Here is a 26,687-nt window from a genome sequence, read left to right as displayed (position 1 = left end):
CATGCAACCGAAAATCCTGATGTATGCCACCGCGGTGTGCCCGTACTGCGTCCGCGCCGAAGGCCTGCTGCGCCGCAAGGGCGTGACCAACATCGAGAAGGTCCGCATCGACCTCGACCCCGTCCGCCGCGACGAGATGATGGAGCGCACCGGCCAGCGGACCGTGCCGCAGATCTACATCGGCGACTACCACGTGGGCGGCTGTGACGACCTGTTTGCCCTCGACCACCAAGGCAAGCTCGACCCCCTGCTGCGCGGCGAGCCCAGCTGAACCACGCGACCACCATCCGTTCAACCCATTTCACAACCGGAAAAATCAACATGGCCGACACCACGCAAGACCCCGTCTTCTCCATCGAAAAGCTTTACGTCAAGGATCTGTCCCTGGAAGTGCCGAATGCACCGCAGATCTTCCTCGAGCGTGAAAACCCGCAGATCAACGTCCAGCTGCGCACCGAGAGCAACGCGGTGGACGAAGGCATCTTCGAAGTTGCTCTGACCGTCACCGTCACCGCCCAGCTGCCCGGCGACAAGACCGTCTTCCTGGTTGAAGTGGCCCAGGCCGGCATCTTCCAGATCCGCAACGTACCGGCGGAGGACCTTGAGCCCATCATGATGATCGGCTGCGCCAACATCCTCTTCCCGTACGCCCGCGAAGCCGTGTCCGACGCCGTGTCCCGTGCCGGCTTCCAGCCCGTGATCCTGGCTCCGGTGAACTTCGAGGCCCTGTTCCAGCAGAACCGCGAAGCGGCCCAGCAATCCGGCACCGACGTTCCCATCCAGTAATGATGCTGCGGCGCCCCATCACCGCGGCGCTGCTCGGCCTGCCCCTCGCCCTTGCGGCGGCGCAGGCCGGCGCCTCGGACTTCCGCTCCCTCGCCGAACCGGCCATCCTCTACGATGCGCCGTCGAAGCAGGGCAAGCCCATGTTCGTCATCCAGCGCTACACCCCGGTCGAAGCCGTCGTAAACATCGACCGCTGGGTCAAGGTGCGCGAACCCGCCGGCAGCATGCTGTGGCTGGAACGTCGCCAGCTGTCCGAAAAACGCACCGTCATCGTCACCGCCGCCCGTGCCGACATCCGGCAAAAGCCTGATGGCGCCGCGCCGCTGGCTTTCGAAGCCGTCAAGGACGTGGTCCTGGAGCTGGCCGACAAGCCGGTCGACGGCTGGGTCAAGGTCAAGCATCGGGACGGCACCGTCGGTTTCATCCGCGCCAATCAAGTCTGGGGACTCTGAGCGCCATGCGCATAGCCGTCTTCGGGGCCGGCGCCTGGGGCACCGCCCTGGCCCTCGCCTTCTCCCGCAATAACGACGTCGTCCTGTGGAGCCGCGAATCCGCCGAGATCGCCGCCATGCGCAGCGACGGCGAGAACCGCCGCTACCTGCCGGGCATCCCACTGCCGTCCGGCCTGCAGCTGTCCGACGATCTGCAGGAGGCCGCGCAAGCCGACCTGCACCTGGTGGTCACGCCACTCGCCGGCCTGCGCACCACGGCCCGCGCGCTGCAGATCGCTGCCCCCAGCACGCCCCTGCTATGGGCCTGCAAGGGCCTCGAAGCGGGCACCGCCAAACTGCCGCACCAGATCGTCGCCGAAGAGCTGGGTGCAAACGCCGCCTGTGGCGTGCTCACCGGCCCGAGCTTTGCCGCCGAAGTAGCCCAGGGCCTGCCCGCAGCAGTCACCATCGCCGCCAATGACGTCGAATTCGCCCGCTACTGGGTCCACGCCCTGCACGACAACCGCCTGCGCCTGTACGCCAACGACGACGTCGTCGGCGCCGAAGTGGGCGGCGCGGTCAAGAACGTGATGGCCATCGCCGCCGGTGTGGCCGACGGCATGGGCTTCGGTCTCAATGCACGGGCAGCACTGATCACTCGTGGCCTCGCAGAGATCACCCGCCTGGGCATCGCCCTCGGCGGCCGCCGCGACACCTTCATGGGCCTTGCCGGGCTCGGTGATCTGGTGCTCACCTGCACTGGCGATCTGTCCCGCAACCGCCGTGTCGGCCTGCTGCTGGCGGAGGGCAAGAGTTTGCCGGACATCCTGGCGGCGCTCGGGCATGTGGCCGAAGGTGTCAGCACGACCCGCGAGGTTGCCGCGCTGTCCGAACGCCTGGGCGTGGACATGCCGATCACCAGCGCCGTCGATCAGGTCCTCCGCGGCACGCTGTCGGCACGGGACGCAGTGGAGCAGCTGCTCGCCCGCGACCCCAAGCAGGAATAAGCTGCAGCGCTACCGGCGCGCTCAGGCGCCGCCGGCAAACCCCGTCTGACGCCACGCCTCATAGACCACCACGGCCGCCGCATTGGAGAGATTCAGGCTGCGGTTGCCGGGACGCATCGGGATGCGCAGGCGGCGGTCGTCGGTGAATTCCGCGTGCAGTTCCGGCGGCAAACCGCGGGACTCCGAACCAAAAACGAACACATCCTCCGCCTCGAAGGGCACATCCGCGTAGTTGCGGCCGCCATGGGATGTCAGCGCAAAAAAACGCCGCCCCGCCAAAACAGCCTTGCAGGTCGGCCAGTCCTCATGGACCGTCACCACCGCCATGTCCCGATAGTCGAGGCCGGCGCGGATCAGCTGCTTTTCTTCTAGCGTGAAGCCGAGGGGTTTGACGAGGTGCAGACGGGCGCCGGAATTGGCGCACATGCGCATGATGTTGCCGGTATTCGGAGGGATCTCCGGCTGATGAAGGACGACGTGGAACATGGGCGCGGATTGTGCCCGCCCGGCGCGGAGCGATCAACCCGGCGGCGGAGTGCGGGCCAGCACCCGGTTCTCCACGCTGCGTGCGCCGACGCCTTTCAGGGTCCGCGCCAGTTCGGCCAGCGTCGCGCCGGTGGTCATCACATCATCCACGACCACCACGCGCAGCCCTTCGACCTTGGTTGTCACGCGAAACGCGCCACGCACGTTGGCGGCCCGGTCTTTCCACGACAGGCCAGCCTGAGGCGCGGTGTTCACGTCGCGCTCGATGCCATCGCAGACAAAAGGAATGCCCCACTGCCGCGCCAATGCACGCCCGAGCTCGGCAGCCTGATTGAAGCCTCGGCTACGCAGGCGGGACGCATGCAGTGGCAGCGGCACGACCAGATCCGCTTGCGGAACCGCCATCGCCGCCATCCGGTCCACGAACAATCGCGTGACCGCCAGCCGGTGGCCGTACTTCAGCGCGTGCACCAGACGATCCACCGGAAAACCGTAATCGAGAGCCGCCAGGGTCCGCTCGAAGGGCGGCGGCTCACGCAGGCAATTGCCGCAGGTCAGCCCGTCCGGAACCGGCAAGGCGCAACAAGGGCAGCGGGCAAGGTCCGCGCCGGGCAACCCAGCCGCGCAAACCGGGCACAACACCTCGCTACCGCTTGGCGCACCACATGCGAAGCATTGCTGCGGAAAAAGGATGTTCGCCCCGACCTCCAGCCAGGCCCGCCATCCAAGCACTTGATTTGACAAGTCCAGACCCCTTCAGGGAAACTAAAAGGCTTCGTAATTTTGAATTACAGCCAAAAAAAGGGTGCATGACAATGACCGCCACCGTCGCCCACGCAGAGAGCGCTCCTACCACCACCACACCCGCGCGCAAGCGCTGGACCGTCGCCGAAGTCGAGGCCCTGTTCGCCCTGCCCTTCAATGACCTGGTCTTCCGTGCCCAGCAGGTACACCGGGAAAATTTCGAGCCCAACGCTGTCCAGCGCTCCACGCTGCTGTCGATCAAGACCGGCGGCTGCTCCGAGGACTGCGGCTACTGCTCCCAGTCGTCCCGCTACGATACCGGCCTCGAGAAGGAATCCCTGCTGCCGCTGAACGAAGTGCTCGAGAACGCCCGCGCCGCCAAGGCCAAAGGCGCCTCCCGCTTCTGCATGGGCGCTGCCTGGCGCGGCCCGAAGGAAAAAGACCTCGCCCCGGTGCTGGACATGGTCCGTGAAGTCAAGAAGCTCGGCCTCGAAACCTGCGTCACCCTCGGCATGCTGAAGGACGGTCAAGCCGAACAGCTGAAGGACGCTGGTCTCGACTACTACAACCACAACATCGACACCTCGCCGGAATTCTACGGCCAGATCATCACCACCCACACGCTGCAGGATCGCCTCGACACCCTCGACAAGGTACGCGACGCCGGCATCAACGTGTGCTGCGGCGGCATCGTCGGCCTCGGCGAAACCAAGAAGAGCCGCGCCGCGCTGATCGCCGAACTGGCCAACATGAACCCGCCGCCGGATTCCGTGCCCATCAACAACCTGGTCCAGGTGGAAGGCACGCCGCTCGGCAACAACGAAGCCATCGATCCCTTCGACTTCGTGCGCATGATCGCCGCCGCCCGCATCACCATGCCCAAGAGCTACGTGCGTCTATCCGCCGGCCGGCAGGAACTCGGCGACGCGGTGCAAGCCCTGTGCTTCATGGCCGGCGCCAACTCGATCTTCTACGGCGAGCGCCTGCTGACCACCGACAACCCGGACGCCGACGCCGACGACAAGCTGTTCGCCCGTCTCGGCCTCACGTCCTTCTGAGCGACCGCCCCCCATGACCATGCCGGACTTCCAGCTCGACCCACGCCTCGTGCGGCGCCGGGCCGAGCGGGCGGCAGCCGGCTACGCCAGCGTCGACACCCTGGCCCGGGAGATCTCCCGGCGCATGGCCGAGCGCCTCGACTACATCCGCATCGAGCCGAAGCGCGTCCTTGACCTGGGTTGCGGCCCCGGCGCCGATCTGCCGGGCTTTACCGCGCGCTATCCCGACATCCCGCGCGTCGCGGTGGATGTTTCACCGGCCATGCTTGCCCAGGCCCGCGGCGAACGCGGCCTGCTCAAGCGCATCATGCGTTTCGGCAAGCCGTCCGATCCCGACTTCGTCTGCGCTGATGCCGCAGCACTGCCGCTGGCCCGCGGCAGCGTTTCGCTGGCCTGGTCCAACCTGATGCTGCAGTGGCTGCACGATCCGCTGCCGGCCCTGAAGGAAATCCACCGAGTGCTGGAGGTGGGCGGCATGCTGATGTTCGCCACCCTCGGCCCTGACACCCTGAAGGAGCTACGCGCCGCACAGCCGCCGTCGGATGCCGAGCACCTGCACCGCTTCATCGACATGCACGACCTGGGCGACGCCCTCGTCGGCGCTGGCTTCTCCGATCCAGTGATGGACATGGAAATGCTCACCGTCACCTACACCAAGCTGGATGACCTGTTCCGCGACCTTCGCGTCAGCGGCTCCAACAACGCCGCACTCACCCGACCGCACGGGCTGGTTGGCAAACGCCACTGGGAAGCCCTGCGCGCCAACTACGAAAAGCTGCGTCGGGACGGCCGCCTGCCGGCCACCGTCGAAGTCGTATACGGCCACGCATGGAAGGCCGCCCCAAAGGTCGCCGACGACGGCCGCGCCATCATCCGTTTCGAGCGCAAACCCGCGTGAGCATGCATCCCGTCTGGCTGTTCGACCTCGACAACACGCTGCACAACGCCAGTCCGCACATCTTCCCGCACATCAATCGGAGCATGACGGCCTACCTCATGCATCAGCTTGATCTGGACGAAGCGGCGGCCAACCGGCTGCGCGTGGATTACTGGCGCCGCTACGGCGCCACCCTCACCGGCCTGATGCGCCACCACGGCACCGACCCACGGCATTTCCTGCACGATACCCACCAGTTTCCCGACTTGTCGCGGATGGTCGTCTTCGACAACGCGCTGCGCCACCTGCTGCGCCGCCTGCCAGGCAAGAAGATCGTCTTCTCCAACGGCCCGCGACACTACGCCGAAGCCGTGCTCGACATCATGGGCATCCGCCACCTGCTGGCCGACGTCTATGCGGTCGAACAGATGCGCTACCACCCCAAGCCCAAGCGCCGCGGCTTCCTGCACCTCATCAAGGACCACCACCTCAACCCGGCACGCTGCATCCTGGTCGAGGACAGCGCAGAAAACCTGCGCACCGCCAAGCGCCTCGGCATGCGCACGGTATGGATCAGCCGCAGCCTGCGCCAGCCCGATTACGTGGACGTCCAGCTACCCAGCGTGCTCGGACTGATGCGCCATACCATGAGATCCGGCGCTTCGGGGTAAAATACCGGATTCCGCTACTCACACAGCGAGTCCGCCATGCCCTTCGCCCAAACCGAAAACCTGAACATCGCGGCCTTCGACCGCATGCCCTCCCCCGAGGAAATCACCGCCCGCGTGCCGCTCACCGACAAGGCAGCGCAGGTCGTCCTCGAAGGCCGCCAAACCCTGCAGGCCATTCTCGACCGCAAGGATCCGCGGGTTTTCGTCGTCGTCGGCCCCTGCTCCATCCATGATCCGGTCGCCGGTCTGGACTACGCCTGCCGCCTCAAGAAGCTTGCCGACGAGGTCTCCGACACCCTGGTACTGGTGATGCGGGTCTATTTCGAGAAGCCTCGCACCTCCACGGGCTGGAAGGGTTACATCAACGATCCCCATATGGATGACTCCTTCCGCATCGACGAAGGCATGGAGAAGGCCCGTCGCTTCCTGCTCGACGTGAATGAAGCCGGACTACCCGCCGGCACCGAAGCACTGGATCCCATCGCGCCCCAATACTATGGCGATCTGATCGCGTGGACCGCCATCGGCGCCCGCACCTCCGAATCCCAGACCCACCGGGAAATGGCCTCTGGCCTGTCCACCCCGGTCGGCTTCAAGAACGGCACCGACGGCTCTCTCGAAGCTGCCGTCAATGGCATCCTGTCGGCCTCCAGCCCGCACAGTTTCCTTGGCATCAACGGCGAGGGCCAGTCCTCCATCATCCGTACCCGCGGCAACCCGTACGGCCACGTCGTGCTACGCGGCGGCGGCGGACGCCCAAACTACGACACGGTATCGGTTTCCCTAGCCGAAAAGGCGCTGGTCAAGGCCAAGCTGCCAGCCAACATCGTCATCGACTGCTCTCACGCCAACTCGTGGAAGAACCCCGACTATCAGCCGCTGGTCATGCGTGACGTCGCGCATCAGATCCGCGAAGGCAACCGCTCCATCGTCGGCCTGATGATCGAGAGCAACATCGAAGCCGGCAACCAGCCGATCCCCGCCAACCTCAGCGAGCTGCGCTACGGTTGCTCGGTGACCGACGCCTGCGTGGACTGGAACACCACCGAAGAGATGATCCGTAACACCCGCGACATCCTTCGCGAGGCCCTGGCCCAACGGAGCGCCGCCTGATGAATCTCGTCGTGCAGGGACTGCAGGTCGAAACCCGCGCCCTGAAGGATCTGGCCGCCCTGACAGCCTCCGAAGGCATTGGCCGCATCAGCAACACTGCGTTCCGTCTGCTCCGCGCCACGCCTCACCCTGACGTAGCCGGCTACTGCGAACAGCACGCACTGGATTACGCCTTCGTGCCCGAGGACCAGCGCCTGACCGATTACCGCCTGTTCGTCACCGACATGGACTCGACGCTGATCACCATCGAGTGCATCGACGAAATCGCCGACATGCAAGGCCTCAAGCCGGAAGTCGCCGAGATAACCGAAGCGGCGATGCGCGGCGAACTGGATTTTTGCGAATCCCTGACCCGCCGTGTCGCACTGCTCGCTGGCCTTCCCGTGGCGGCGCTTGAGCGTGTCTTCAGCGAGCGCCTCAAACTCAATCCCGGCGCCGAGGCACTGATTGCCGGCCTCAAGCAGGCGGGCATCATCACGGTGCTGGTGTCCGGTGGCTTCACCTACTTCACCGAACGCCTGCAACAACAACTGGGCTTCGACTACGCGGTAGCCAACGAGTTGGAGGTCGAGGACGGACGGCTGACCGGACGGGTCAAGGGCGAGGTGGTAGACGGGGAAGTCAAGCGCCGGACGCTGCTGCAGCTCTGCCAGCAGCGCGGCTTTACTGCCGACCGCGTCATTGCCGCGGGCGACGGGGCCAATGATCTGCCAATGCTCACCGAAGCAGGCGTCGGCATTGCCTATCACGCCAAACCGGTCGTCAGGGAAAAAGCCACCTACGCGTTGAACCACAGCGGCCTCGACGGCATCCTGAACCTGTTTGCCTGACAGCGGAATTAGTGCGACTGGCACGAGCGCGTCGCTGCAGAAAGCCGAAGGGCCCTTCGATGGAGGCATGCCGACCGGTACGACCTGCCTCCCGCGCGGCCTCCTGAACGTTGCTGCTCGCGACCAGTGCGAAGCCGATACTAGCGATGCTTTGTCAGGAACTCCGTGCAGCAATGCACATGCTGCACGGCACAACTTAATGTATGTCGAAAATCTTTACACTGATCAATCCATTGGGTATAGTTATTTGATGCCTATCAAAAAGACGATACTCGGCTTTTTTGTAGCGATCGCGTGTTCCGGCGCGGTCCTTGCGTCGGAGCCCTCCAATTCTGCCAGCGACGAAGCCCTTCCGGCTTCCATGTTCGAGCGCTACACCGATTCGATTCGTAATCTGGTCGACCGTAGCCTGAACTTCCTTGGCGTTCCTTACCGCTTCGGTGGCACCAGCCCGCTCACTGGATTTGACTGCAGTGGCTTTGTCGGCAAGGTGTTTGCTGACGCCCTCGGTTTCGGCATGCCGCGCACGGCCGCCGAAATGTCCCAGATGGGCGAGCAGGTCAAGTTTGCAGAGCTTAAGCCGGGCGATCTGGTGTTCTTCAATACGATGCGCCGCGCCTTCTCCCACGTGGGCATTTACCTCGGCAACTACCAGTTCGTGCATGCGCCTTCTACAGGTGGCGTGGTCCGCGTCGAAGACATGCGCCTCGATTACTGGGCGGCCCGCTACGACGGCGCCCGCCGGGTACTGCCCAACGGCCAGTCGCGCCAGCCGCAGTCCAACTGAACACGCAATCCCGTCGAGCGCGCGGCGCGGGCCGCATTCCGGCTTGCGCCTGATATCCTGTCCGGATCCGGTTCATACCGCACCAGATCCGACATGATTCCCTGGCTCGGCAACAAACCCGCCTTTCCATCGGTCACCCGAGCGCTGCGCGAGCCCAACGGGCTGCTGGCTGCAGGCGGCGCACTCACTCCCGAATGGCTGCTCACCGCCTATCGGCACGGGATCTTCCCGTGGTTCAACGACGGCGAACCGATCCTGTGGTGGAGCCCGGATCCCCGCATGGTCGTCTTCCCGAGCCAGGTCCGCCTGACCCGCTCCTTGCGCAAGACCTTGCGCAACGCCGCCTACGAGGTCCGCCTGGATCACGATTTCCCGGCAGTCATCCGTGCCTGCGCCGCACCGCGAGACCCCGGCGGCGGCACGTGGATCACAACCGAGATCCAGGAGGCCTACATCCGCATGCACGAACTCGGCTATGCCCACTCGGTCGAAACTTACATCGATGGCGAACTAGCCGGCGGACTGTATGGTATGGCGCTCGGCCGGGCCTTCTACGGCGAATCAATGTTCAGCCGGCGCACCGACGCCTCGAAGATCGCCTTTGCACACCTGACCCGCTTCCTTGAGCAACGGGAATTTCGCGTGCTAGATTGCCAGATGACGACCTCGCACCTGGCCTCGCTGGGCGGGCAGGAGATTCCGCGCGCAACCTTCGTCAAACTGCTCGACGAGGCCACGCGGGAAGGCCCGCCCCTGGAACGCTGGCCAATGAACGGAGCGCAAGCCCCTTGGACGTAGCCCCATGCTGAAGGACTATCCCTACTCTCTGCTGCAGTTCTACGCCACCGCGCCCTACGCGTGTTCCTACCTGCCGGACCGCCAGGCCCGCTCCCAGGTCGCCACGCCCAGCCACCTGATCGACACGCCGCTGTACAGCGAACTGGTGCGCTCCGGCTTCCGCCGCAGCGGCATCTTCACCTACCGCCCCTACTGCGACACCTGCCGCTCGTGCATTCCGGTACGCATCCCGGTGGCCAGCTTCGCGCCCAACCGCAGCCAGCGCCGCGCCTGGGCCGCCCACGCCAACCTGCTCCCGCGCGAGATGCCGCTGGAGTTCATCGAGGAGCACTACGCCCTCTATCAGCGCTACCAGGCGACCCGCCACGCCGGCGGCGGCATGGATCAGGACAACCGCGAGCAGTACGCCCACTTCCTGCTGCAGAGCCACGTAGACAGCCGCCTGCTCGAGTTCCGCGAGAACGGCATCCTGCGCATGGTCAGTGTCATCGACTGCCTGACCGATGGCCTGTCCAGCGTTTACACTTTTTACGACCCGGATCGGACCAGCGGCAGCCTCGGCACTTTCGGCATCCTGTGGCAGATCGAGGTGTGCCGTCAGCTCAATCTGCCCTACCTCTACCTCGGCTACTGGATCCGGGACAGCCGCAAGATGGCCTACAAAGCGCGCTTCCGCCCGATCCAGGGACGCATCGGCGGCCAGTGGCAAACCCTCGCTGACGCCGATCTCGACAAACTCGACTGAGACCCTCCCGATGCACTTTCTGCCACGCATGGCAGCAGCCGCGCCCTTGCTAGTCTGCGCCAGTATTGCCACAGCCACGCCCAGCCTCGACGACTTCCAGAACGCACCTCATCAGGACTGGCTCACCGTCTCGGGCGTATCCCATCACTTTCAACCCGACCGCCGCGACTGGCGCGAATTCAATCCGGGCGCGGGCTTCGAACGCGCCTTCACAGGCACCCCATGGGTTGCCACCGCCGGCTACTTCCGCAACAGCTACGACCGAAACACCTTTTACGCCGGCGCCCGCTGGATGCCCCTGCAGGCCGGCCCGTTCCGCTTCGGCGCCTTCGGCTTGGTCGGCACCGGCTACCCGTCGCCGGTACTGGTTATCCCAACCGTCTCCGCAGAATTCGGCCGCGTGGGCGCCAACCTCGTCGCCTTGCCCAACCTGCCCGGCTACAGCGGCTACCTCGGTCTGCAATTTCGCCTCGCCCTCGACTGAAACCCGAAACAGGGTTTAGAAACAGCACTTTGCCGCGCTGCGGTAGAATGCGGGATGCTCTACGAACTCGCACGCCCCATTTTCTTCTCCCTCGACGCGGAGACCGCCCACGAAACCGCCCTCGCCGGCCTGAACCTCGCCGGTCGCCTCCTGCCGGCCGGGAAGCCGCTCCCCGCCAAGCCGGTAGAGGTCATGGGCCTGCAATTTCCGAACCGCATCGGCATGGCCGCCGGCCTCGACAAGAACGGCGAGATCATCGACGGCCTGGCCCGCATGGGTTTCGGTTTCATCGAAATCGGCACCATCACCCCGCGCGCCCAGCCCGGCAACCCCAAGCCGCGCATGTTCCGCCTGCCCGAAGTGAAGGGCATCATCAACCGAATGGGCTTCAACAACCACGGTATCGATGCGCTGATCGGAAACGTGGAGGCCGCCAAATACAAAGGCATCCTCGGCATCAACATCGGCAAGAACGCCGACACGCCGATCGAGCGGGCCGCCGACGACTACCTGATCGGCCTCAACAAAGCCTATCCGCTGGCCAGCTACATCACCGTCAACATCTCGTCGCCCAACACCAAGAACCTGCGCCAGCTGCAGGGCGAGTCGGAGCTCGACGCGCTGCTCGGCCAGCTCAAGGCACGCCAGGCCCAACTGGCCGACAAGCATGGCCGCTACGTGCCGATCACCCTCAAGATCGCACCGGACCTGGACGACAGCCAGATCACCAACATCGCCGACGCGCTGCGCCGCCACCGTATCGACGCGGTGATCGCCACCAACACCACGCTGGCCCGCGACAAGGTGCAGGGCATCCGCTACGGTGACCAGCAGGGCGGCCTGTCAGGCGCGCCGCTGTTCGAGGCATCCACCGTCGTCGTCGCGGCCCTCGCCAAGGCGCTGCAGGATGAAGTCCCGATCATCGCTGCCGGCGGCGTCTTCGATGGCCGTCAGGCCCGCGCCAAGCTGGAGGCTGGCGCCAAGCTGGTGCAGATCTACAGCGGCCTGATCTACCGCGGCCCGGCCCTCGTACGCGAAGCCGTAGAGGAAACCAAGGACTTCGCCTGAAGCCGCGCGCCGGCCGCAATACCGCTCATCGCGGGCTTGAGTACGGCGCGGCCGGCGCGGGATAATCCCAACTTATCGTCACTCCGACACCGACAGCCATGAGCAGCTACCTTTTCGTGATCCTCGGCGCGGTTCTGGTGAATAACGTCGTCCTCGTCCGCATCCTCGGCCTGTGCCCATTCATGGGCGTGTCCAAGAAGCTGGATGCGGCGATGGGCATGGGCGCCGCCACCACCTTCGTGCTGACCCTCGGCTGTGGCACCAGCTACCTCATCGACCACTACGTGCTGATCCCGACCGGCGTCGAATACCTGCGCACGCTGGCCTTCATCGTCATCATCGCAGCCATCGTGCAGGTCACCGAACTGGTCATCCAGAAAACCAGCCCGGTCATGTACCAGGTGCTGGGCATCTACCTGCCACTGATCACCACCAACTGCGCGGTGCTCGGCGTGCCGCTGCTCAACGTGTCCCTGCGCCACGATCTGGTCGAGTCCCTGCTGTTCGGCTTCGGCAGCTCAGTCGGCTTCTCGCTGGCGCTGGTGCTGTTCGCCGGCATCCGCGAACGCCTGGATGGTGCCGACGTGCCCGCCCCCTTCAAGGGCACGGCCATCGCGATGATCACCGGCGGTCTGATGAGCCTGGCCTTCATGGGCTTCGCCGGCCTCGACAAGTACCGCTGACCTTTTCCGCTCTCCGCCTCGCCATGCTCACCGCCCTTCTCGTGATGACCGCCGTCGCCCTGGTGCTCGGGGCCCTGCTCGGCTACGCCTCGCTCAAGTTCAAGGTCGAGGGCGACCCGCTGGTCGAAAAGATCGACGCCATCCTGCCGCAGACCCAGTGCGGGCAGTGCGGCTTTCCCGGCTGCCGCCCCTACGCCACCGCCATCGCCTCCGGTGAAGCGGAGATCAACCAGTGCCCGCCGGGCGGCGAGGAAGGCATCCGCAAGCTCGCCGACCTGCTCGGCCGCGAGTTCAAGGCCCTGTCCGAAGAACACGGCGTCGAGAAACCCAAGTCCGTCGCGGTGATCGACGAGAACACCTGCATCGGCTGCACCTTGTGCATCCAGGCTTGCCCGGTGGACGCCATCGTCGGCGCAGCCAAGCAGTTGCACACCGTCGTCGCCGGCGAATGCACCGGCTGCGAGCTGTGCATCGCCCCGTGCCCGGTGGATTGCATCGCCATGGAGCCCATCGTCGAGAACATCGATACCTGGAAATGGCGCTACCCGGTCATCCAGATCAAGCAGGCCGCCTGATGCTGCGCAAACTCTTCAAGTTCCACGGCGGCGTCAAGCCGCAAACCAACAAGACCGAATCCACCACCCAGCCGATCGCGCAGGTGCCGCTGCCCGATCGATTGGTGATACCGCTGCACCAGGCGGTCGGCGGCCATCCGCGCCCGCTGGTGGCGCCCGGCGACAAGGTCTTCAAGGGCCAGCGCATCGGCGGTGCCGACGGCAGCCTGTCGTCGGCCGTGCATGCCTCCACCTCCGGCATCGTGCGCGACGTGGTGCCCGCGCTGATGCCGCACACCTCCGGCCTCACCACGCTGTCGGTGCTTATCGAGCCGGACGGCGAGGACCGCTGGGGCGAACTGGACAAGGTCAATTACCGCACGACGCCTCCCGACGAACTGCGCGACTTCCTGCGTGACGCCGGCGTCGTGGGCCTCGGCGGCGCGGTCTTCCCGAGCTACGCCAAGCTCAAGCCCGGCAAGGAAGGCCGCCTCAAGACCCTGGTCATCAACGGCGCCGAGTGCGAGCCCTTCATCACCTGCGACGATCTCCTGATGCGCGAACGCGCCGCCGACATGCTGAAGGGCATCGTCGCCATGCGTCACATGCTGCAGGCCGAGGAGGTGCTGATCGGCATCGAGGACAACAAGCCAGAAGCCGTCGCCGCGGTGCAGGCCGCCATCGCCGCCAGCGGTCAGTCGGGTATCGAGGCCGTCGCCATCCCCACCCGCTACCCAGCCGGTGGCGCCAAGCAGCTGATCCGCGTGCTGACTGGCATCGAGGTGCCCCACGGCCGCCGCTCCACTGATTTCGGCGTGCAGTGCTTCAACGTCGGCACCGCCTACAGCATCTACGAAGCCTTGGAGCTCGGCCGCCCGCTGATCTCCCGCGTCGTCACCGTGGCCGGCAACGTGGACCGGCCACGCAACTACGAGGTCCTCATCGGCACGCCGATGGACCACGTGGTGCGCCAGTCCGGCGCCCGCCCCGACAGCGACCGCTACATCATGGGCGGTCCGATGATGGGCGTTCGGATGCCAGCGTTCAACGTGCCAGTGGTCAAGGCCACCAACTGTATCCTGGTCGGCAGCCCTGCCCTGTTCCCGCCCCCGCCAGCGGAGATGCCGTGCATCCGCTGCGGCGAATGCGCCAAGGCCTGCCCGGCCGACCTCGCCCCCTTCGAGATGTACTGGTTCTCACGCTCGAAGAACTTCGGCAAGGCCCAGGAATACCACCTCTTCGACTGCATCGAATGCGGCTGCTGCAGCTTCGTCTGCCCGTCCCACATTCCGCTGGTGGACTACTTCCGCTTCTCGAAGAGCGAGATCTGGGCCCGCGAGCGCGACAAGGAAGCCTCCGACGCCGCCCGCGACCGCTTCGAGTTCAAGAACTTCCGCCAGGAACGGGAAAAGCAGGAGAAAGCCGAAAAGCTCGCCGCCAAGGCCGCCGCGACCCGCGAGAAGATCGCCGCCGAAGGCCCGGCCGGCGCGGCCAGCCCTGCTGCTGAGGCGTCCGAGACAGCCAAGCCGGCCGCCCCATCAGCCGAAGACACCAAGCGCGCGCTGATCGCCGCCGCGATGGAGAAAGCCCGCCAGCAAAAGGCCCAGGTCGCACCGAAGAACACCGAACAGCTCAGCGCCGAAACCCGGGCCGACATCGACGCCATCGAAGCCCGCCGGGCCGCCGCCACGCCCCCGACTCCGGACGCCTGACCCAGGCCACCCACACCGATGATCAATTCCCCCTTCGTCCGCAAACCGGCCAGCGTCCAGCAAGTCATGCTGCAGGTGCTGCTGGCCCTCGTGCCCGGCATCGCCGCCTACGTGTGGTTCTTCGGCGCCGGCATCCTCGTGCAGATCGCCCTCGCCTCAGCCGCTGCGCTGGCCGGCGAAGCCGCCATGCTGGCGATCCGCGGCAAGCCCAAGGCCCTGTTCCTCAGCGACTTGTCGGCCATCGTCACCGCCTGGCTGATCGCCCTCACCTTCCCGCCCATCGTGCCCTGGTGGCTCACCGTCACCGCCACGCTGCTGGCCATCGTAGTCGTCAAGCAACTCTACGGCGGCCTCGGCCAGAACCCCTTCAACCCGGCGATGGCAGCCTTCTGCCTGATGATCGTCGCCTACCCGGCGCTGATGTCCCAGTGGCCGGCTGCCGGCCAGCTGGATTTCAACACCCAGTTGCAGCTGATCTTCGGCGGCGCACGCCAGGTGGACGCAATCACCGGCGCGACGCCCCTCGACGCGCTGCGTACCGCGCTGCGCGCCGCCGCCAATCCGGACTCCCAGCTCCACGGCCTGCGCGCTTCCCAGCTGATGGACGGCCCTGCCTACGGCATGCTCGGCGGCAAGGGCGGCGAATGGGTGGCCCTCGGCTTCCTGCTCGGTGGCCTGTGGCTGCTGCAGCGGCGCATCATCACCTGGCACATACCCGGCGCCTTCTGCCTGGCGCTGGCCGCCTCGGCCGGCCTGCTGTGGGCAGTCCGCCCCGAGGGCTTCGCCTCGCCAGTCTTCCACCTGGCCTCCGGCGGCGCCATGCTGGGCGCCTTCTTTATCCTCACCGACCCGGTGTCCGGCGCCACCACACCCCGCGGCAAGCTGCTGTTCGCTGCCGGCGCTGGCGTACTGACCTTCGTGATCCGCGCCTTCGGCGCCTACCCGGACGGAGTCGCCTTCGCCACGCTGCTGATGAACCTGTGCGTGCCGCTGATCGACATGAACACCCAGGCCCCGGTCTTCGGCCACAAGAAGGATTGAGCATGAGCCAATCGACCATCCTGGGCCTGTCCACCCGGACCGCCGGCGCAATGATGGCCTTCACCGCTGCCTTCACGGCACTGATGGCCTTCACCTACGAAGCCACCCACGAGCAGATCGCCGCCTCCTCCAACGACGAGAAGATGAAGCTCGTTACCGAAGTGCTGGCCTCCGACGCCTACGACAACACGCTGCTGGACGACTACGTGCAGCTCGGCCCGGTCCGCGAACTGGGACTCGACCACGGCGGCCGCGTCTATCGCGCCCGTAAGGCCGGCGCGCCCGCCGGGCTACTGCTCGAAGCCACTGCACCCGACGGCTACAGCGGCAACATCGACCTGATCGTCGCGATCCGCCCGGACGGCACCATCAATGGCGTGCGCGTCGTAGCCCACCGGGAAACCCCCGGCCTCGGCGACTACATTGACCCGAAGAAGGACAAGGACAAGAAAAACCCGTGGATCGACCAGTTCGCCGGCCTGAGTCCCGCTGCGCAGCCCCTCGATGCCTGGAAGGTGAAGAAGGACGGTGGCCAGATCAACAGCCATGCCGGCGCCACCATCAGCGCCCGCGCGGTGACCAACGCCGTCGCCCGCGCCGCCCGCTATGCCGCCGCCAACCGTGACCGCCTGTTCAGCGCGGCCACCGGCGCATCCCTCTGACAAGGAGCGACAACCATGGACTTGCGTGCCTATCGCGACATCGCCTGGAACGGCTGGTGGAAACAAAACCCCGGCGTCGTGCAGATCCTCGGCATGTGCCCGACGCTGGCCATCACCACCAGCATCGTCAACGCCGTCAGCCTGGGCCTTGCCACCGTGCTGGTGATGGCCATGTCCAATCTGGCCTCCTCGCTGCTGCGCAACTTCATCCCCTACGAGATCCGCATCCCGGTGTTCATCCTGATCATCGCCGCGCTGACCACCGTGGTGGATCTGGCGATGAACGCCTACCTGCACTCCCTTTACCTGGTGCTCGGCATCTTCATCCCGCTGATCGTCACCAACTGCATCGTGCTGGCCCGTATCGAAGCCTTCGCCGCCAAGAACGAGCCTCTGGCCTCCACACTGGACGGCGCCGCGATGGGCCTCGGCGCGACGATGGTGCTCACCGTGCTCGGCGCTATGCGCGAGCTGATCGGCAACGGCACCCTCTTCTCAGGCATCGAGATGGTCATCCCCGGTGCCCATGAGATCGAGGTCTTCGGTGGCGACTACCCCGGCTTTCTGACCTTCATCCTCCCGCCCGGCGCCTTCTTCGCGCTGGGCTGCCTGATCGCCGGCCGCAACTGGCTGGAAGCCCGCCGCCAGGCCCGGGCACGCAGCAATCCGCCGGCCCCGCAGGCCCCCGAACCCACCTCCGCCGAGCCCGCCTGATGCCCGACATGCGCTTGGCCGCCGTGGCCGAAGCCTTCCGCCGCCTGCGCGAAGCCAACCCGAACCCAACTACCGAGCTCGAATACGCGACGCCCTACCAGCTGCTGGTGGCCGTGGTGCTGTCCGCCCAGGCCACCGACAAGGGCGTCAACATCGCCACCCGCAAGCTCTTCGCGCTGGCCCCGACGCCGGAAGCCATGGCCGATCTGGGCGAGGAAGGCATCGCCGAGCAGATCAAGACCATCGGCCTGTTCCGCAACAAGGCCAAGAACACCCTGGCCCTGTCCCGCCAGCTGCTGGAGCGCCACGCCGGCGAAGTGCCCAACGACCGCGAGGCCCTGGAAGCCCTGCCCGGCGTCGGCCGCAAGACAGCCAACGTAGTCCTCAACACCATCTTCGGCGAACCGACGATGGCCGTGGACACCCATATCTTCCGCCTCGCCAACCGCACTGGCCTGGCCCCCGGCAAGGACGTGCTGGAAGTGGAGAAGCGCCTGCTGCGCCGCATCCCCAAGGAATACATGCGCGACGCCCACCACTGGCTGATCCTCCACGGCCGCTACGTGTGCGTCGCGCGCAAACCCAAGTGCGGCGAATGCATCATCCGCGACCTGTGCCTGTACCGCGACAAGACGGACTGAACACAGCACCGGCCGCCGTCCCGGCCGCGGCCGCAACGACACCTCCAATAAAACCTCATCTCCCCCCAACAATCATGTTCGATCCCTCCCGTGACCAGGCCCGCCAGTTCTTCGTCAGCGCCTGGAGCAAGCACAAGAACCGCGAAGTCCTGACCCAGCTCGAGATCATCGCCGCCGACTTGGTGGCCCACCACCCGGAATACCACGCGCTGCTGGAAGATCCGGACGCGGTGATGAAGGACTTCAGCCCCGAAGACGGACAGGTCAATCCCTTCCTGCACCTGTCCCTGCATCTGGCCATTGAAGAGCAGCTGTCGATCAACCAGCCACCGGGCATCCGCGAAGCCTTCGAGCAGTGCCAAGCCCGCCACGGCGACCGCCACGCTGCGCTGCACGACGTGCTCGAATGCCTTGGCGAAACCATCTGGAAAGCCCAGCGCGACAAGGCTCCGCTGGATGGCCGCGCCTACGTGGAAGCGGTGCGCAAGCGCGCCACAAGCTGAAGCTCTTGCCCGATGCAATGAAGCGGTAATCCGCCGGGCCCACCATCGGGCCCCATGCATCCAAGCTCGTCCCAGCCCCTAGAGGGCCGCACTGCCCTCGTCACGGGCGCCAGCACCGGTATCGGCCGCGTCACCGCCCGGGAACTCGCCCTTCAAGGCGCCCACGTCTATCTGGCCTGCCGTTCCGAAGCCCGCACCCGCCCAGTCATCGACGAGATCCAGCGCCTCACCGGCCGCGCCGCCGCCGAATGGCTGGAGCTGGACCTCGCCGACACCCGCTCGATCCGCGCCTGCGCCAGCCGCTTCCTGGATACCGGCCAGCCGCTCCACCTGCTGGTGAACAACGCCGGCCTGGCCGGCGCCCGCGGCCTGACCCGCGACGGCTTCGAGATGGCCTTCGGCGTCAATCATCTGGGCCATTTCCTTCTCACCGACCTGCTGCTCGAGCGTCTCAAGGCTTCCGCGCCGGCGCGCATCGTCACCGTCGCCAGCCGCGCCCACCGCCGCGCCCCGCCCATTGACTGGAGCGCCGTGCAGAAGCCGACCCGCTCCCTGACCGGCGTGCGCGAATATGCGGTGTCCAAGCTCGCCAACGTGCTGTTCAGTGCCGAGCTGGCCCGCCGGCTCGATGGCAGCGGCGTCAGCACCTATGCGCTGCATCCGGGTGTCGTGGATACGGAGGTGTGGCGCTCCGTGCCACAGCTACTACGACCGCTCCTGAAACTGCGCGGCCTGCTCACACCGGAAGAAGGCGCCCTCACCACGCTGCACTGCGCGGTGCACGCCCCAGCCAGTGAGAGCGGGCTGTACTACGCCCAATCCGCGGTGGCCGCGCCGACCGACCGAGCCCGCGACTTCCGCCTGGCCGCCGAACTGTGGCGGCGCAGCGAGGAGTGGGTGGCCGACCGCGGCCACCAGGGCTGAAGCCGGGCTCGCGGGGGGCTTCGTCACTCGGCCCAGCGCAGGCACTGGCGGCGCACAAGCTCGGGCAACAGTGGATCGGCGCCATAGTGCTCCCGCAGCCACGCTGCGTCGTTCGTGCGCGTCGCCGCATCGTGGGCCAGCGCAGCGCAGGCCGCCTGCGTGCCCAGCACCGCGGCATGCGGTCCGACGCGGTTCACCAGCGCGACGATTGCGTCGCCAAGCACATGGCGTTCGCCGCTTTCAGGGTCGACCCACACCCCTTCGTAGCCGAAGCGGCAGGCTTGGAAACGGTTGAAGGCATACACGAGGTAGTCGTCCTCGGCCGGCATAAAGGGTTTGTCCACCATCAGCCAGCGGGCGATGGTCTGGATCAGCGCGGCCAGGCGCGCCGCCCGCTCCACGCACAGCGGCGTATCCAGCACGCGGACTTCGATCGTGCCGTACTCCGGCTTCGGGCGGATGTCCCAGTAGAAGTCCTTCATGCTCTCCACGACGCCGGTCCGCGCCATCTTCTCGAAGTAGGCCTCGAAATCGGACCAGGTCAGCACGAAAGGCGCCCGGCCGGACAGCGGAAAAGCGAAGATCGAGTTGAGCCGGGCCGAATCGAAGCCGGTGTCGTGCCCCTGCACGAAGGGCGACGACGCCGACAGCGCGATCAGGTGCGGGATGAAGCGCGACATACCGTGCAGCAGCCGCAGCGCTTCGTCGGGGCCGGGGCAGCCGATGTGCACATGCTGCCCGAACACGGTGAACTGCTTGGCGAGGTAACCGTACAAGTCGCTCAGGTGCTTGTAGCGGACGCCGTCGGTGATCTGGCGCTCGCCCCACAGCTGGAAGGGATGGGCGCCGCCGCCGCAGATGCCGATATCGAGGCGACGGGCACCTTCCAGCAGGCCATTGCGCAAGGCCGTGAGCTGCGCCAGCACGTCACCGTAGTCCTCGCAGATGCCGGTGGCGATCTCGATCATGCTCGACGTGATCTCGGGCTTCACGTCACCGACGAAGCCCTGCTGCTCGAGCACCCGCAGCAGATCCGGCGCTGCAGCCACGAGGTCGAAGTCATGGGTACCCACCAGCTGAAGCTCCAGCTCGACGCCCATGGTCAGCGCGCGGGAGGTGGAAAAGGCTTCAAGCGGCATGATTATTCCCCTTTCCGGCATTGGTCTCGCCGCAATGACGCAGCGCCCACTGGGTCGCGATGGGACCGGCGATCTCCATGACCGCGGCAGCACCAGCCAGCGCCGCCGCCACATGCCGGCCCAGTTCGGGGAAGGCCAGGTACAGGCTGGCGGTCAGCAGGAAGGCCGTGCCCGACATGGGAAGCAGCGCAATGCCCAGCGCGACCGACTGCCCCATCGACAGGCCCGAGAGCCGCCCGAACAACACGCTGCCGCCCACCTTCGCAGCCGCCCGCAGGACCACCACCGTCACGCCGGCGAGGCCACCGCCGACGATCAGACGCCAGTCCGCCGCCATGCCGTTCACCACGAACAGCAGCACCACCAGTGCGCCACCCGCGGTGCCGAAGTGGCGCGGCCACAGGCACGGGCGCAGGTCGCGGCTGCGCAGCACCATGCCGGCCAGCAGCGGCACCAGAATCGGCGATGCGCCGGTGAGACGGACCAGCACCAGCGCCAGGAACAGGAGACCGATAAGCAGCAGCACACTGTTCTCGTTGGCCAGGTCGAGGCGCCGCCGCGCAACGCCGACCGCCGCCGCCAGCAACAGCGCCAGCACAAAGGTACTCACCAGATAGCGCAGCGGCGCCTGCAGGGACTGCAGCACCTGCTGCCCATGGGCCTGCCCGAGCAGCGCCAGCAGCACTTGCACGGCGAGCACCGCATAGATCGTGTTGAGGGCCGACAGCATCAGCAGGCGTTCGGTCACCTGGCCGCGGGCATTCAGCTCGGAGGCGACGCGCATCACCACTGCCGGCGAACTGACCATGCAGACGGCCCCCACGGCAATCGCGCTGCCGAAACCAAGCCCGAGGTAATGGCCGATGCCGAAGACCATCACGAAAGTCATGCCGGCTTCCGCGAGGCTGGTGGCAATCAGCCACGGGTTGTCACGCAGCCAGTGCAGATGTACCCGGCTGCCGAGTTCGAAGAGGAGGACGGCCATCGCCACCTCGAGGCCGTGGCGAAAGCCCTCCGACAAGGCCAATCCGCCTGCGTCGAGATGATTCGATGCAAACAGGCCGACCAGGGTGTAACCAACGATGCGCGGCCAGCCCAGCAGGCGGAACACCGCCTCGCCTGCCAATGGCGCAATCACCAGCAGCATGGCCAGCCAGAAGCTGGTATCGAGGGGGGCTATCCAACCGGGAAGAAAAGAAAGATCGGGCGCCATGCAATCTCCTACCGGACGAGCGCACACCCAATCGCAAACACCAGGCGCGGATCGTCGAAGAACGGCGAATCATGAATCCCCGCGCTTATCCCATTAGGGACGAGCGCGGGGGGCGTTCTTCGTAGAGGCAGCCCGGCGCGGTAAGTTCCGACCTCAGCGCCCCGAAATGGGCTTTGCGAAACGGCAACAAGCTCCATGTCGGGGCCACCGGCGAGGCCCGACCTACTCGTGGCGCAGGGCTTCGATGGGGTCGAGGCGTGCCGCCCGGCGAGCCGGCACATAGCCGAACAGCACGCCAATGGCTGCCGAGAAGCCGAAGGACAAGAGGTTGATTGCCGGATCGAACAGGTAGGGCACATGCATCAGCCCAGCGCCGCCGATGGACGCCAGCGTGGCCAGCACGATGCCGACGATGCCACCGAGCGAAGCCAACGCTACCGCCTCGATCAGGAACTGCAGCAGCACCTCCCGCTCCAGCGCTCCGATGGCCAGACGGATACCGATCTCACGGGTCCGCTCGGTGACCGACACCAGCATGATGTTCATGATGCCGATGCCGCCCACCAGCAGGCTCACTGCCGCCACCGCGCCAAGCAAGCCGGTCATCACCTTAGTGGCGCCGGACAGCGTTTCGGCGATCTGGCGGGTGTCCATCACCGCGAAGTCGTCGTTGTCGCCAGGGCCGATGTGGCGGCGCTCGCGCATCAGCCAGGTCACCTGGTCCTTGGCGGTCTCCATGGACGCATCATCGCGCACCGACACCATCAGCGTCGCCACGTCCACCGAGCCGGTGAGGCGGCGCTGTACGGTGCGCAACGGCATCACCACCACATCATCCTGATCGTTGCCCATCGTGGACTGGCCCTTGGACGCCAGCAGGCCGATCACCTCGCAGGAAAACTGCTTGACGCGGATCTGCTGGCCGACCGGGTCCTGCCCGCCGAACAGCTCCAGCCGGATGGTGTCGCCGATCACGCACACCGCTGCACCAGCCCGTTCTTCCGCCTCGTTGAAGATCCGCCCGCCGGCTAGCTGCCATTTGCCGGTGGCGAACCAGTCGTGGCTGGTGCCGGTGACACCGGACGACCAGTTGCGCGACATCGCCACCAAGGTGACGCTCTTGCTGCTCACCGGCACCACCGCCGCCAGCCCGCTCACCTGGTTGCGCAGCGCGTCCGCGTCGGCCACCTTGAACTGGGCGGCACCAGCCGAATCCCGCCCCGGGCCGAGGTGCTGGCCGGGGCGGATGATCAGCAGGTTGCTGCCGAGACTGGCGATCTGGTCCGACACCGCCTGGGTCGCCCCGTTGCCGAGGGTGACCATGGTAATCACCGCCGACACGCCGATGACGATGCCGAGGATGGTCAGGAAGGAGCGCATCAGGTTGCGGCGGATCTCCCGCAGCGCGAGCAGCAGCGCATTCCAGATCATCGCCCGCCTCCCGCTTCCTGCAACACACCCTTGCGCGTGTCGCTGGCGATGCGCCCATCCACCAGCCGTACGATGCGGTGGGCGTACTCGGCCATGTCCGGCTCGTGGGTGACCATCAGCACGGTGATGCCCTGTTCCCGGTTGAGGCCGGCGAGCAGGTCCATGATCTCCCGGCTGCGCTCGGTGTCGAGGTTGCCGGTGGGCTCGTCGGCCAGCAGCAGCGACGGCCCGGTGACCAGCGCGCGGGCGATCGCCACGCGCTGTTGCTGGCCGCCGGAAAGCTCGGCCGGCGTATGGTGCTCCCAGCCCGACAGGCCGACGGACGCCAGCGCGGCACGCGCCAGCTCATGGCGCCGGACCGCCGGCTCGCCGCGATAGAGCAGCGGCAGCTCCACGTTCTCCTGGGCCGACGTACGCGCCAGCAGGTTGAAGCCCTGGAAGATGAAGCCCAGCGCATGGCGGCGCAGCATGGCCCGCTGGTCGCGGCCGAGGCTTTCCACCGCCAGCCCGCGGAAGCGGTAACTGCCGCCGCTGGGTGTGTCGAGGCAACCGAGGATGTTCATCAGCGAAGACTTGCCCGATCCGCTGGGGCCCATGATGGCGACGAAATCACCCTCCTCAACGGTCAGATCTACGCCGCGCAGGGCCTGGAAGGCCGCCGCCCCGCTGCCGAAGCCGCGGGTGACGCCGGACAGCACGATCAGCGCTTCGCTCATTTCTTCGCCGCCAGCGCCTCGGTGATCACCTCAGCGCCGGGCGGCAGCGCCGCGTCCCCATCCACTGGACGGACCTCCGACACCTGGCCGTTGGTGCCCAGCACACTCACCTTCACAGCCAGCGGCTGCCCGTCCTTCAGCAGCCACAGGGTCTGAGTACCGTCCTTGGCAGCGGCGTCCGACACAGCCTTGGGTTGTGGCGCGGGCGGACGCGGCATCAGGCTGGCGAGCAGGCTGCGCTTCTGGGCCTCCTGTTGCACCGACGGCGAGAAGCGCAGCGCCGTATTGGGCACCAGCAGCACATCCTGGCGGCGGGCAGTGGTGATCTCGGCGGTCGCGGTCATGCCCGGGCGCAGCATCAGCTCGTCGTTCTTGACGGACAGGATCGTCAGGTAGGACACCACCTGGTCCTTGGTCTGGGAGCCCCAGCCAACCCGCGTGACGGTCGCCGGGAAGTTCTGCCCAGGCCAGGCGTCCACATGGAAGCGTGCGTCCTGCCCCTCCTTCACCTTGCCCACGTCGGCCTCGTCCACATCCACCTGCAGCTCCATGCGGCGCAGATCCTCGGCCAGCGTGTACAGCACCGGCGCGGTCATCGCCGCCGCCACGGTCTGGCCCGGCGCCACCTTGCGAGTCAGCACGATGCCGTCGATCGGCGAATGGATGGTGGCCTTCGACAGGCTGATCTCGTAGGTGCTGAGCAGGGCCTGCGCCGAGGCGACCGAGGCTTCGGCAGCCTTCTGGTCGGCCACGGCGCGCAGCGCGGCAGCCTCGCCACTGTCCAGTTCGGCCTTCGAGGGCACTTTACCGCCGGACAGGCGTGCCACCTCACGGAGGCGGGCCAGGCTCGCCGCGGTCTCGGCCACCGTCGCCTGCGCCTGGCGCACCCTCGCCTCGGCCGCCGCCAGGTCGGCCTTCGACTGGCGCACCTGGTCCTTGAGCTTGGAAGTGTCGAGGCGGGCGATCACCTGCCCCTTCTTCACGTGGTCATTCACATCCACCAGCACCGTCTCGATGATGCCTGACAGCTCACTACCCACGTCCACCGAGTTGGTCGGTTGCAGGTTGCCGGTGGCCGACACGTTGATGACCAGTTCGCCCTTGCGGACCAGCTGGGTACGGTAGCGCGGCCCTTCGTCGCCGCCGTTACCGAACAGCACGAGGCCGACGGCAAGCGCCAGCACGGCCACGGCGCCGCCGATCAGCAACCGCCGGCGGCTGCCGAAGCGGCCCTGGCCGCTGGAGAGGACAAGTTCGCGGAGCGCGTCGGACGGGGATTCGGGCTTGTTCATGCGTCTTTTCCGGATTGGGGAGCGGCCTCGCTGCGGTCGGCGGACCAGCCGCCGCCGAGGGCCTTGTAGAGCTGGATCAGCGCCGTCACGCGCTCAGCCTCCGCCGAGGCCAGGCTATCCTCGATGCTGAGCAGGCTGCGCTCGGTCGTCAGTACGGTCTGAAAGTCGATCAGGCCCGATGCGTACTGGTGGCGCGCCAGCAGTGCCGCATTGCGGGCCGCATCGGCCGCAGAGGCCAGCGCCTCGTGCCGCTGGCGGCTGTTGGCCAGTGCGACGAGGGCGTTCTGCACATCCTCCAGCGCTGTCAGCACGGTCTTCTCGTAGGTCGCCAGTTGCTGCTCGCGCACCGCGTCCTGCACCTCGACCTGGGCGCGCAGGCGGCCGGCATCGAACAGCGACCCGCTGACCGCGGCGGCCAGCGAGCGGGCCACCTGCCCGCCGCCGCTGAAGGTGGACAGGCCGAGGGCCTGCAGGCCAATCGAGCCGGACAGGCTGAAGGATGGATACAGCGCCGCTTCCGCCTGCCCGACGCGGGCCGTCTCGGCTGCCAGGCGCCGCTCGGCGGCGCGCACGTCGGGGCGCTGGCGCAGCACCTCGGCGGGGATCAGCAGCCCGGTGGCCTCCGGCAGTTGCGGCAGCAGTCCGCTGCGGGCTCCCTCCGCCACGGCCAGCCATTCGTGCAGGCTGCCCGGCGTACGCCCGGTGAGCAGCGCCAGGCGGTGCTCGGCCTCGGCGCGGCCAGTGTCGAGGGTAGGGATGGCTGCGCGGGTGGTTTCCCGGTTGCTGCGCGCCTGTTCCACATCGAGGCTGCCGACCAGCCCGGCCTGGGCGCGCCAGTCGGTGATCTGCAGGGTTTCCGACTGGCTGGCCAGGTTGTTGCGGGCAATCGCCAGGCGCGCCTGGAAGGCCCGCAACTCGACATAGTTGAGGGCCACCTCGGCGGTCAGGCTCACCTGCGTGGCGTGCAGATCGGCCAGGCCGGCGTCCAGGTCTGCCTCGGCGACCTCCAGCGCACGGCGGGTACCACCGAAGACGTCAGGCTCCCAGGCGGCGTCGAAGCCAGCCTGGTACAGACTCTGTGAGGCGCCGAAGGTGGTGCTGCGGCTCACGCCTCCAGACGCACTGAGGGTCGGGAAGCGCTTGGCCGAGGCCAGGTCATGGCTGGCCCTGGCGGCACGCAGCGCAGCACGGGCGCTCTTCAGGTCCGGATTGGCCTGCAGCGCCTCGTCCATCAGCACGCTCAGTTGCGGGTCGGCCAGCTGGGTCCACCAGCGGGCCAGGGCTTGCGGGTCGGCCTGCCGTGTCCCCTCGACGGGTACGGACTGCCATGAGGTCGGCACATCGGGCCGGGGTGCCCGGTAGTCCGGGCCGACGCTGGCACAGGCGGCCAGCAGGCAGGGCAGCAGCGCCGGCAAGCGGCGTAGGGATTCGATAGACATAAAGGGAACGGAAGGGCTGCATGCTCCGCGCAGCGACCAGCCGATCATTGCCTTTCTGCGGGTAAGCCGCGGTTAGCCCACCGTAAAGCTGCGTTAAGGCGGCGCACCGAGAGTGGATTTCACCCCGCAAATGTAAAG

Annotated in this window: 31 protein-coding genes; 23 read left to right on the top strand and 8 right to left on the bottom strand. The window is 66.7% G+C overall.

The features are described from left to right. Nucleotide 1 precedes the first annotated feature (1 nt). The 4 genes from grxC to AC1PPK_RS13795 are packed head-to-tail and all read left to right on the top strand — an operon-like array spanning nucleotide 2 to nucleotide 2,224. Nucleotides 2-271 carry a glutaredoxin 3 gene (gene grxC / locus AC1PPK_RS13810; protein WP_481113629.1) on the top strand — a complete coding sequence of 90 codons (270 nt, stop codon included), beginning with the start codon at nucleotides 2-4 and terminating at the stop codon, nucleotides 269-271. Between the two features lie 50 nt (nucleotides 272-321). Beyond that, nucleotides 322-786 carry a protein-export chaperone SecB gene (gene secB / locus AC1PPK_RS13805; RefSeq protein WP_481113628.1) on the top strand — a complete coding sequence of 155 codons (465 nt, stop codon included), beginning with the start codon at nucleotides 322-324 and terminating at the stop codon, nucleotides 784-786. Beyond that, nucleotides 786-1,238 carry an SH3 domain-containing protein gene (locus tag AC1PPK_RS13800; RefSeq protein ID WP_481113627.1) on the top strand — a complete coding sequence of 151 codons (453 nt, stop codon included), beginning with the start codon at nucleotides 786-788 and terminating at the stop codon, nucleotides 1,236-1,238. The genes secB and AC1PPK_RS13800 overlap by 1 nt, the downstream gene beginning before the upstream one ends. 5 nt (nucleotides 1,239-1,243) lie before the next feature. Then, nucleotides 1,244-2,224, top strand: a complete 981-nt coding sequence (locus AC1PPK_RS13795; protein WP_481113626.1) for an NAD(P)H-dependent glycerol-3-phosphate dehydrogenase — start codon at nucleotides 1,244-1,246, stop codon at nucleotides 2,222-2,224. 21 nt (nucleotides 2,225-2,245) lie between these two features. Here AC1PPK_RS13795 and AC1PPK_RS13790 read toward each other — a convergent pair whose 3' ends face one another. Then, nucleotides 2,246-2,710 carry a tRNA (cytidine(34)-2'-O)-methyltransferase gene (locus AC1PPK_RS13790; RefSeq protein WP_481113625.1) on the bottom strand — a complete coding sequence of 155 codons (465 nt, stop codon included), beginning with the start codon at nucleotides 2,708-2,710 and terminating at the stop codon, nucleotides 2,246-2,248. 33 nt (nucleotides 2,711-2,743) lie between these two features. Beyond that, a complete protein-coding gene (locus tag AC1PPK_RS13785) occupies nucleotides 2,744-3,442 on the bottom strand; it encodes a ComF family protein (protein WP_481118218.1) in 699 nt (232 codons plus the stop codon). A 77-nt stretch (nucleotides 3,443-3,519) separates the two neighbouring features. Here AC1PPK_RS13785 and bioB point away from each other — a divergent pair, with 77 nt between their 5' ends. From bioB to AC1PPK_RS13690, 19 genes are all read left to right on the top strand, one after another. Next, nucleotides 3,520-4,512 (top strand): biotin synthase BioB, encoded by a 993-nt coding sequence (gene bioB, locus AC1PPK_RS13780; protein ID WP_481113624.1) that lies wholly within the window; start codon nucleotides 3,520-3,522, stop codon nucleotides 4,510-4,512. A 13-nt stretch (nucleotides 4,513-4,525) separates the two neighbouring features. Next, nucleotides 4,526-5,410: a methyltransferase domain-containing protein gene (locus tag AC1PPK_RS13775; protein WP_481113623.1), complete on the top strand. Its 885-nt coding sequence runs from the start codon at nucleotides 4,526-4,528 to the stop codon at nucleotides 5,408-5,410. Then, the gene (locus AC1PPK_RS13770) at nucleotides 5,407-6,060 is read left to right on the top strand and encodes a pyrimidine 5'-nucleotidase (RefSeq protein WP_481113622.1); all 654 of its coding nucleotides are present in this window, start codon (nucleotides 5,407-5,409) and stop codon (nucleotides 6,058-6,060) included. The genes AC1PPK_RS13775 and AC1PPK_RS13770 overlap by 4 nt, the downstream gene beginning before the upstream one ends. Before the next feature lie 36 nt (nucleotides 6,061-6,096). After that, complete coding sequence (locus AC1PPK_RS13765; protein ID WP_481113621.1) at nucleotides 6,097-7,173, top strand: 3-deoxy-7-phosphoheptulonate synthase; 1,077 nt, start codon at nucleotides 6,097-6,099, stop codon at nucleotides 7,171-7,173. After that, complete coding sequence (gene serB / locus AC1PPK_RS13760; protein WP_481113620.1) at nucleotides 7,173-8,003, top strand: phosphoserine phosphatase SerB; 831 nt, start codon at nucleotides 7,173-7,175, stop codon at nucleotides 8,001-8,003. Before AC1PPK_RS13765 ends, serB begins: the two co-directional genes overlap by 1 nt. Nucleotides 8,004-8,253: 250 nt before the next feature. Further along, complete coding sequence (locus tag AC1PPK_RS13755; RefSeq protein WP_481113619.1) at nucleotides 8,254-8,790, top strand: C40 family peptidase; 537 nt, start codon at nucleotides 8,254-8,256, stop codon at nucleotides 8,788-8,790. Nucleotides 8,791-8,883: 93 nt separating this feature from the next. Beyond that, nucleotides 8,884-9,588, top strand: coding sequence for a leucyl/phenylalanyl-tRNA--protein transferase (gene aat / locus AC1PPK_RS13750; protein ID WP_481113618.1), 705 nt, complete (start codon nucleotides 8,884-8,886; stop codon nucleotides 9,586-9,588). A 4-nt stretch (nucleotides 9,589-9,592) separates the two neighbouring features. Continuing rightward, nucleotides 9,593-10,333 carry an arginyltransferase gene (locus tag AC1PPK_RS13745; RefSeq protein ID WP_481113617.1) on the top strand — a complete coding sequence of 247 codons (741 nt, stop codon included), beginning with the start codon at nucleotides 9,593-9,595 and terminating at the stop codon, nucleotides 10,331-10,333. A gap of 10 nt (nucleotides 10,334-10,343) precedes the next feature. Continuing rightward, nucleotides 10,344-10,817, top strand: coding sequence for a hypothetical protein (locus AC1PPK_RS13740; protein ID WP_481113616.1), 474 nt, complete (start codon nucleotides 10,344-10,346; stop codon nucleotides 10,815-10,817). 54 nt (nucleotides 10,818-10,871) lie between these two features. After that, nucleotides 10,872-11,885 (top strand): quinone-dependent dihydroorotate dehydrogenase, encoded by a 1,014-nt coding sequence (locus AC1PPK_RS13735; protein WP_481113615.1) that lies wholly within the window; start codon nucleotides 10,872-10,874, stop codon nucleotides 11,883-11,885. Nucleotides 11,886-11,983: 98 nt separating this feature from the next. Then, nucleotides 11,984-12,568 (top strand): electron transport complex subunit RsxA, encoded by a 585-nt coding sequence (gene rsxA, locus AC1PPK_RS13730; RefSeq protein WP_481113614.1) that lies wholly within the window; start codon nucleotides 11,984-11,986, stop codon nucleotides 12,566-12,568. A 23-nt stretch (nucleotides 12,569-12,591) separates the two neighbouring features. Then, nucleotides 12,592-13,143, top strand: coding sequence for an electron transport complex subunit RsxB (gene rsxB, locus AC1PPK_RS13725; RefSeq protein WP_481113613.1), 552 nt, complete (start codon nucleotides 12,592-12,594; stop codon nucleotides 13,141-13,143). Beyond that, on the top strand, nucleotides 13,143-14,834 hold the full coding sequence (gene rsxC / locus AC1PPK_RS13720) for an electron transport complex subunit RsxC (protein ID WP_481113612.1): 1,692 nt from the start codon (nucleotides 13,143-13,145) through the stop codon (nucleotides 14,832-14,834). The genes rsxB and rsxC overlap by 1 nt, the downstream gene beginning before the upstream one ends. A gap of 18 nt (nucleotides 14,835-14,852) precedes the next feature. Next, nucleotides 14,853-15,875, top strand: a complete 1,023-nt coding sequence (locus AC1PPK_RS13715) for an RnfABCDGE type electron transport complex subunit D (protein ID WP_481113611.1) — start codon at nucleotides 14,853-14,855, stop codon at nucleotides 15,873-15,875. A 2-nt stretch (nucleotides 15,876-15,877) separates the two neighbouring features. Continuing rightward, complete coding sequence (rsxG, locus tag AC1PPK_RS13710; protein WP_481113610.1) at nucleotides 15,878-16,537, top strand: electron transport complex subunit RsxG; 660 nt, start codon at nucleotides 15,878-15,880, stop codon at nucleotides 16,535-16,537. A gap of 15 nt (nucleotides 16,538-16,552) precedes the next feature. Then, nucleotides 16,553-17,251, top strand: a complete 699-nt coding sequence (locus AC1PPK_RS13705; RefSeq protein WP_481113609.1) for an electron transport complex subunit E — start codon at nucleotides 16,553-16,555, stop codon at nucleotides 17,249-17,251. 8 nt (nucleotides 17,252-17,259) lie between these two features. After that, entirely contained in the window at nucleotides 17,260-17,892 is a 633-nt protein-coding gene (gene nth / locus AC1PPK_RS13700) for an endonuclease III (protein ID WP_481118217.1), read from the top strand. A gap of 74 nt (nucleotides 17,893-17,966) precedes the next feature. Further along, the gene (locus tag AC1PPK_RS13695; RefSeq protein ID WP_481113608.1) at nucleotides 17,967-18,395 is read left to right on the top strand and encodes a DUF1841 family protein; all 429 of its coding nucleotides are present in this window, start codon (nucleotides 17,967-17,969) and stop codon (nucleotides 18,393-18,395) included. A 54-nt stretch (nucleotides 18,396-18,449) separates the two neighbouring features. After that, on the top strand, nucleotides 18,450-19,319 hold the full coding sequence (locus AC1PPK_RS13690) for an SDR family oxidoreductase (RefSeq protein ID WP_481113607.1): 870 nt from the start codon (nucleotides 18,450-18,452) through the stop codon (nucleotides 19,317-19,319). Nucleotides 19,320-19,342: 23 nt separating this feature from the next. On the opposite strand, the gene AC1PPK_RS13685 is transcribed toward AC1PPK_RS13690, so the two are convergent. The 6 genes from AC1PPK_RS13685 to AC1PPK_RS13660 form a co-directional block, all read right to left on the bottom strand. Further along, the gene (locus tag AC1PPK_RS13685; RefSeq protein ID WP_481113606.1) at nucleotides 19,343-20,458 is read right to left on the bottom strand and encodes a YbdK family carboxylate-amine ligase; all 1,116 of its coding nucleotides are present in this window, start codon (nucleotides 20,456-20,458) and stop codon (nucleotides 19,343-19,345) included. Beyond that, complete coding sequence (locus AC1PPK_RS13680) at nucleotides 20,448-21,671, bottom strand: cation:proton antiporter (RefSeq protein WP_481113605.1); 1,224 nt, start codon at nucleotides 21,669-21,671, stop codon at nucleotides 20,448-20,450. Before AC1PPK_RS13680 ends, AC1PPK_RS13685 begins: the two co-directional genes overlap by 11 nt. Nucleotides 21,672-21,893: 222 nt before the next feature. Next, the gene (locus AC1PPK_RS13675) at nucleotides 21,894-23,102 is read right to left on the bottom strand and encodes an ABC transporter permease (protein WP_481113604.1); all 1,209 of its coding nucleotides are present in this window, start codon (nucleotides 23,100-23,102) and stop codon (nucleotides 21,894-21,896) included. Beyond that, nucleotides 23,099-23,818, bottom strand: coding sequence for an ABC transporter ATP-binding protein (locus tag AC1PPK_RS13670; RefSeq protein ID WP_481113603.1), 720 nt, complete (start codon nucleotides 23,816-23,818; stop codon nucleotides 23,099-23,101). Before AC1PPK_RS13670 ends, AC1PPK_RS13675 begins: the two co-directional genes overlap by 4 nt. Next, entirely contained in the window at nucleotides 23,815-25,110 is a 1,296-nt protein-coding gene (locus AC1PPK_RS13665) for an efflux RND transporter periplasmic adaptor subunit (RefSeq protein WP_481113602.1), read from the bottom strand. The genes AC1PPK_RS13670 and AC1PPK_RS13665 overlap by 4 nt, the downstream gene beginning before the upstream one ends. Beyond that, nucleotides 25,107-26,549 (bottom strand): efflux transporter outer membrane subunit, encoded by a 1,443-nt coding sequence (locus AC1PPK_RS13660; RefSeq protein WP_481113601.1) that lies wholly within the window; start codon nucleotides 26,547-26,549, stop codon nucleotides 25,107-25,109. The genes AC1PPK_RS13665 and AC1PPK_RS13660 overlap by 4 nt, the downstream gene beginning before the upstream one ends. Nucleotides 26,550-26,687 lie beyond the last annotated feature (138 nt).

The organism is Zoogloea sp. JDB1 (genome assembly GCF_056724025.1).
The sequence above is the reverse complement of the archived record's forward strand: the minus strand, read 5'-3'. Positions and strand labels throughout refer to the sequence as shown.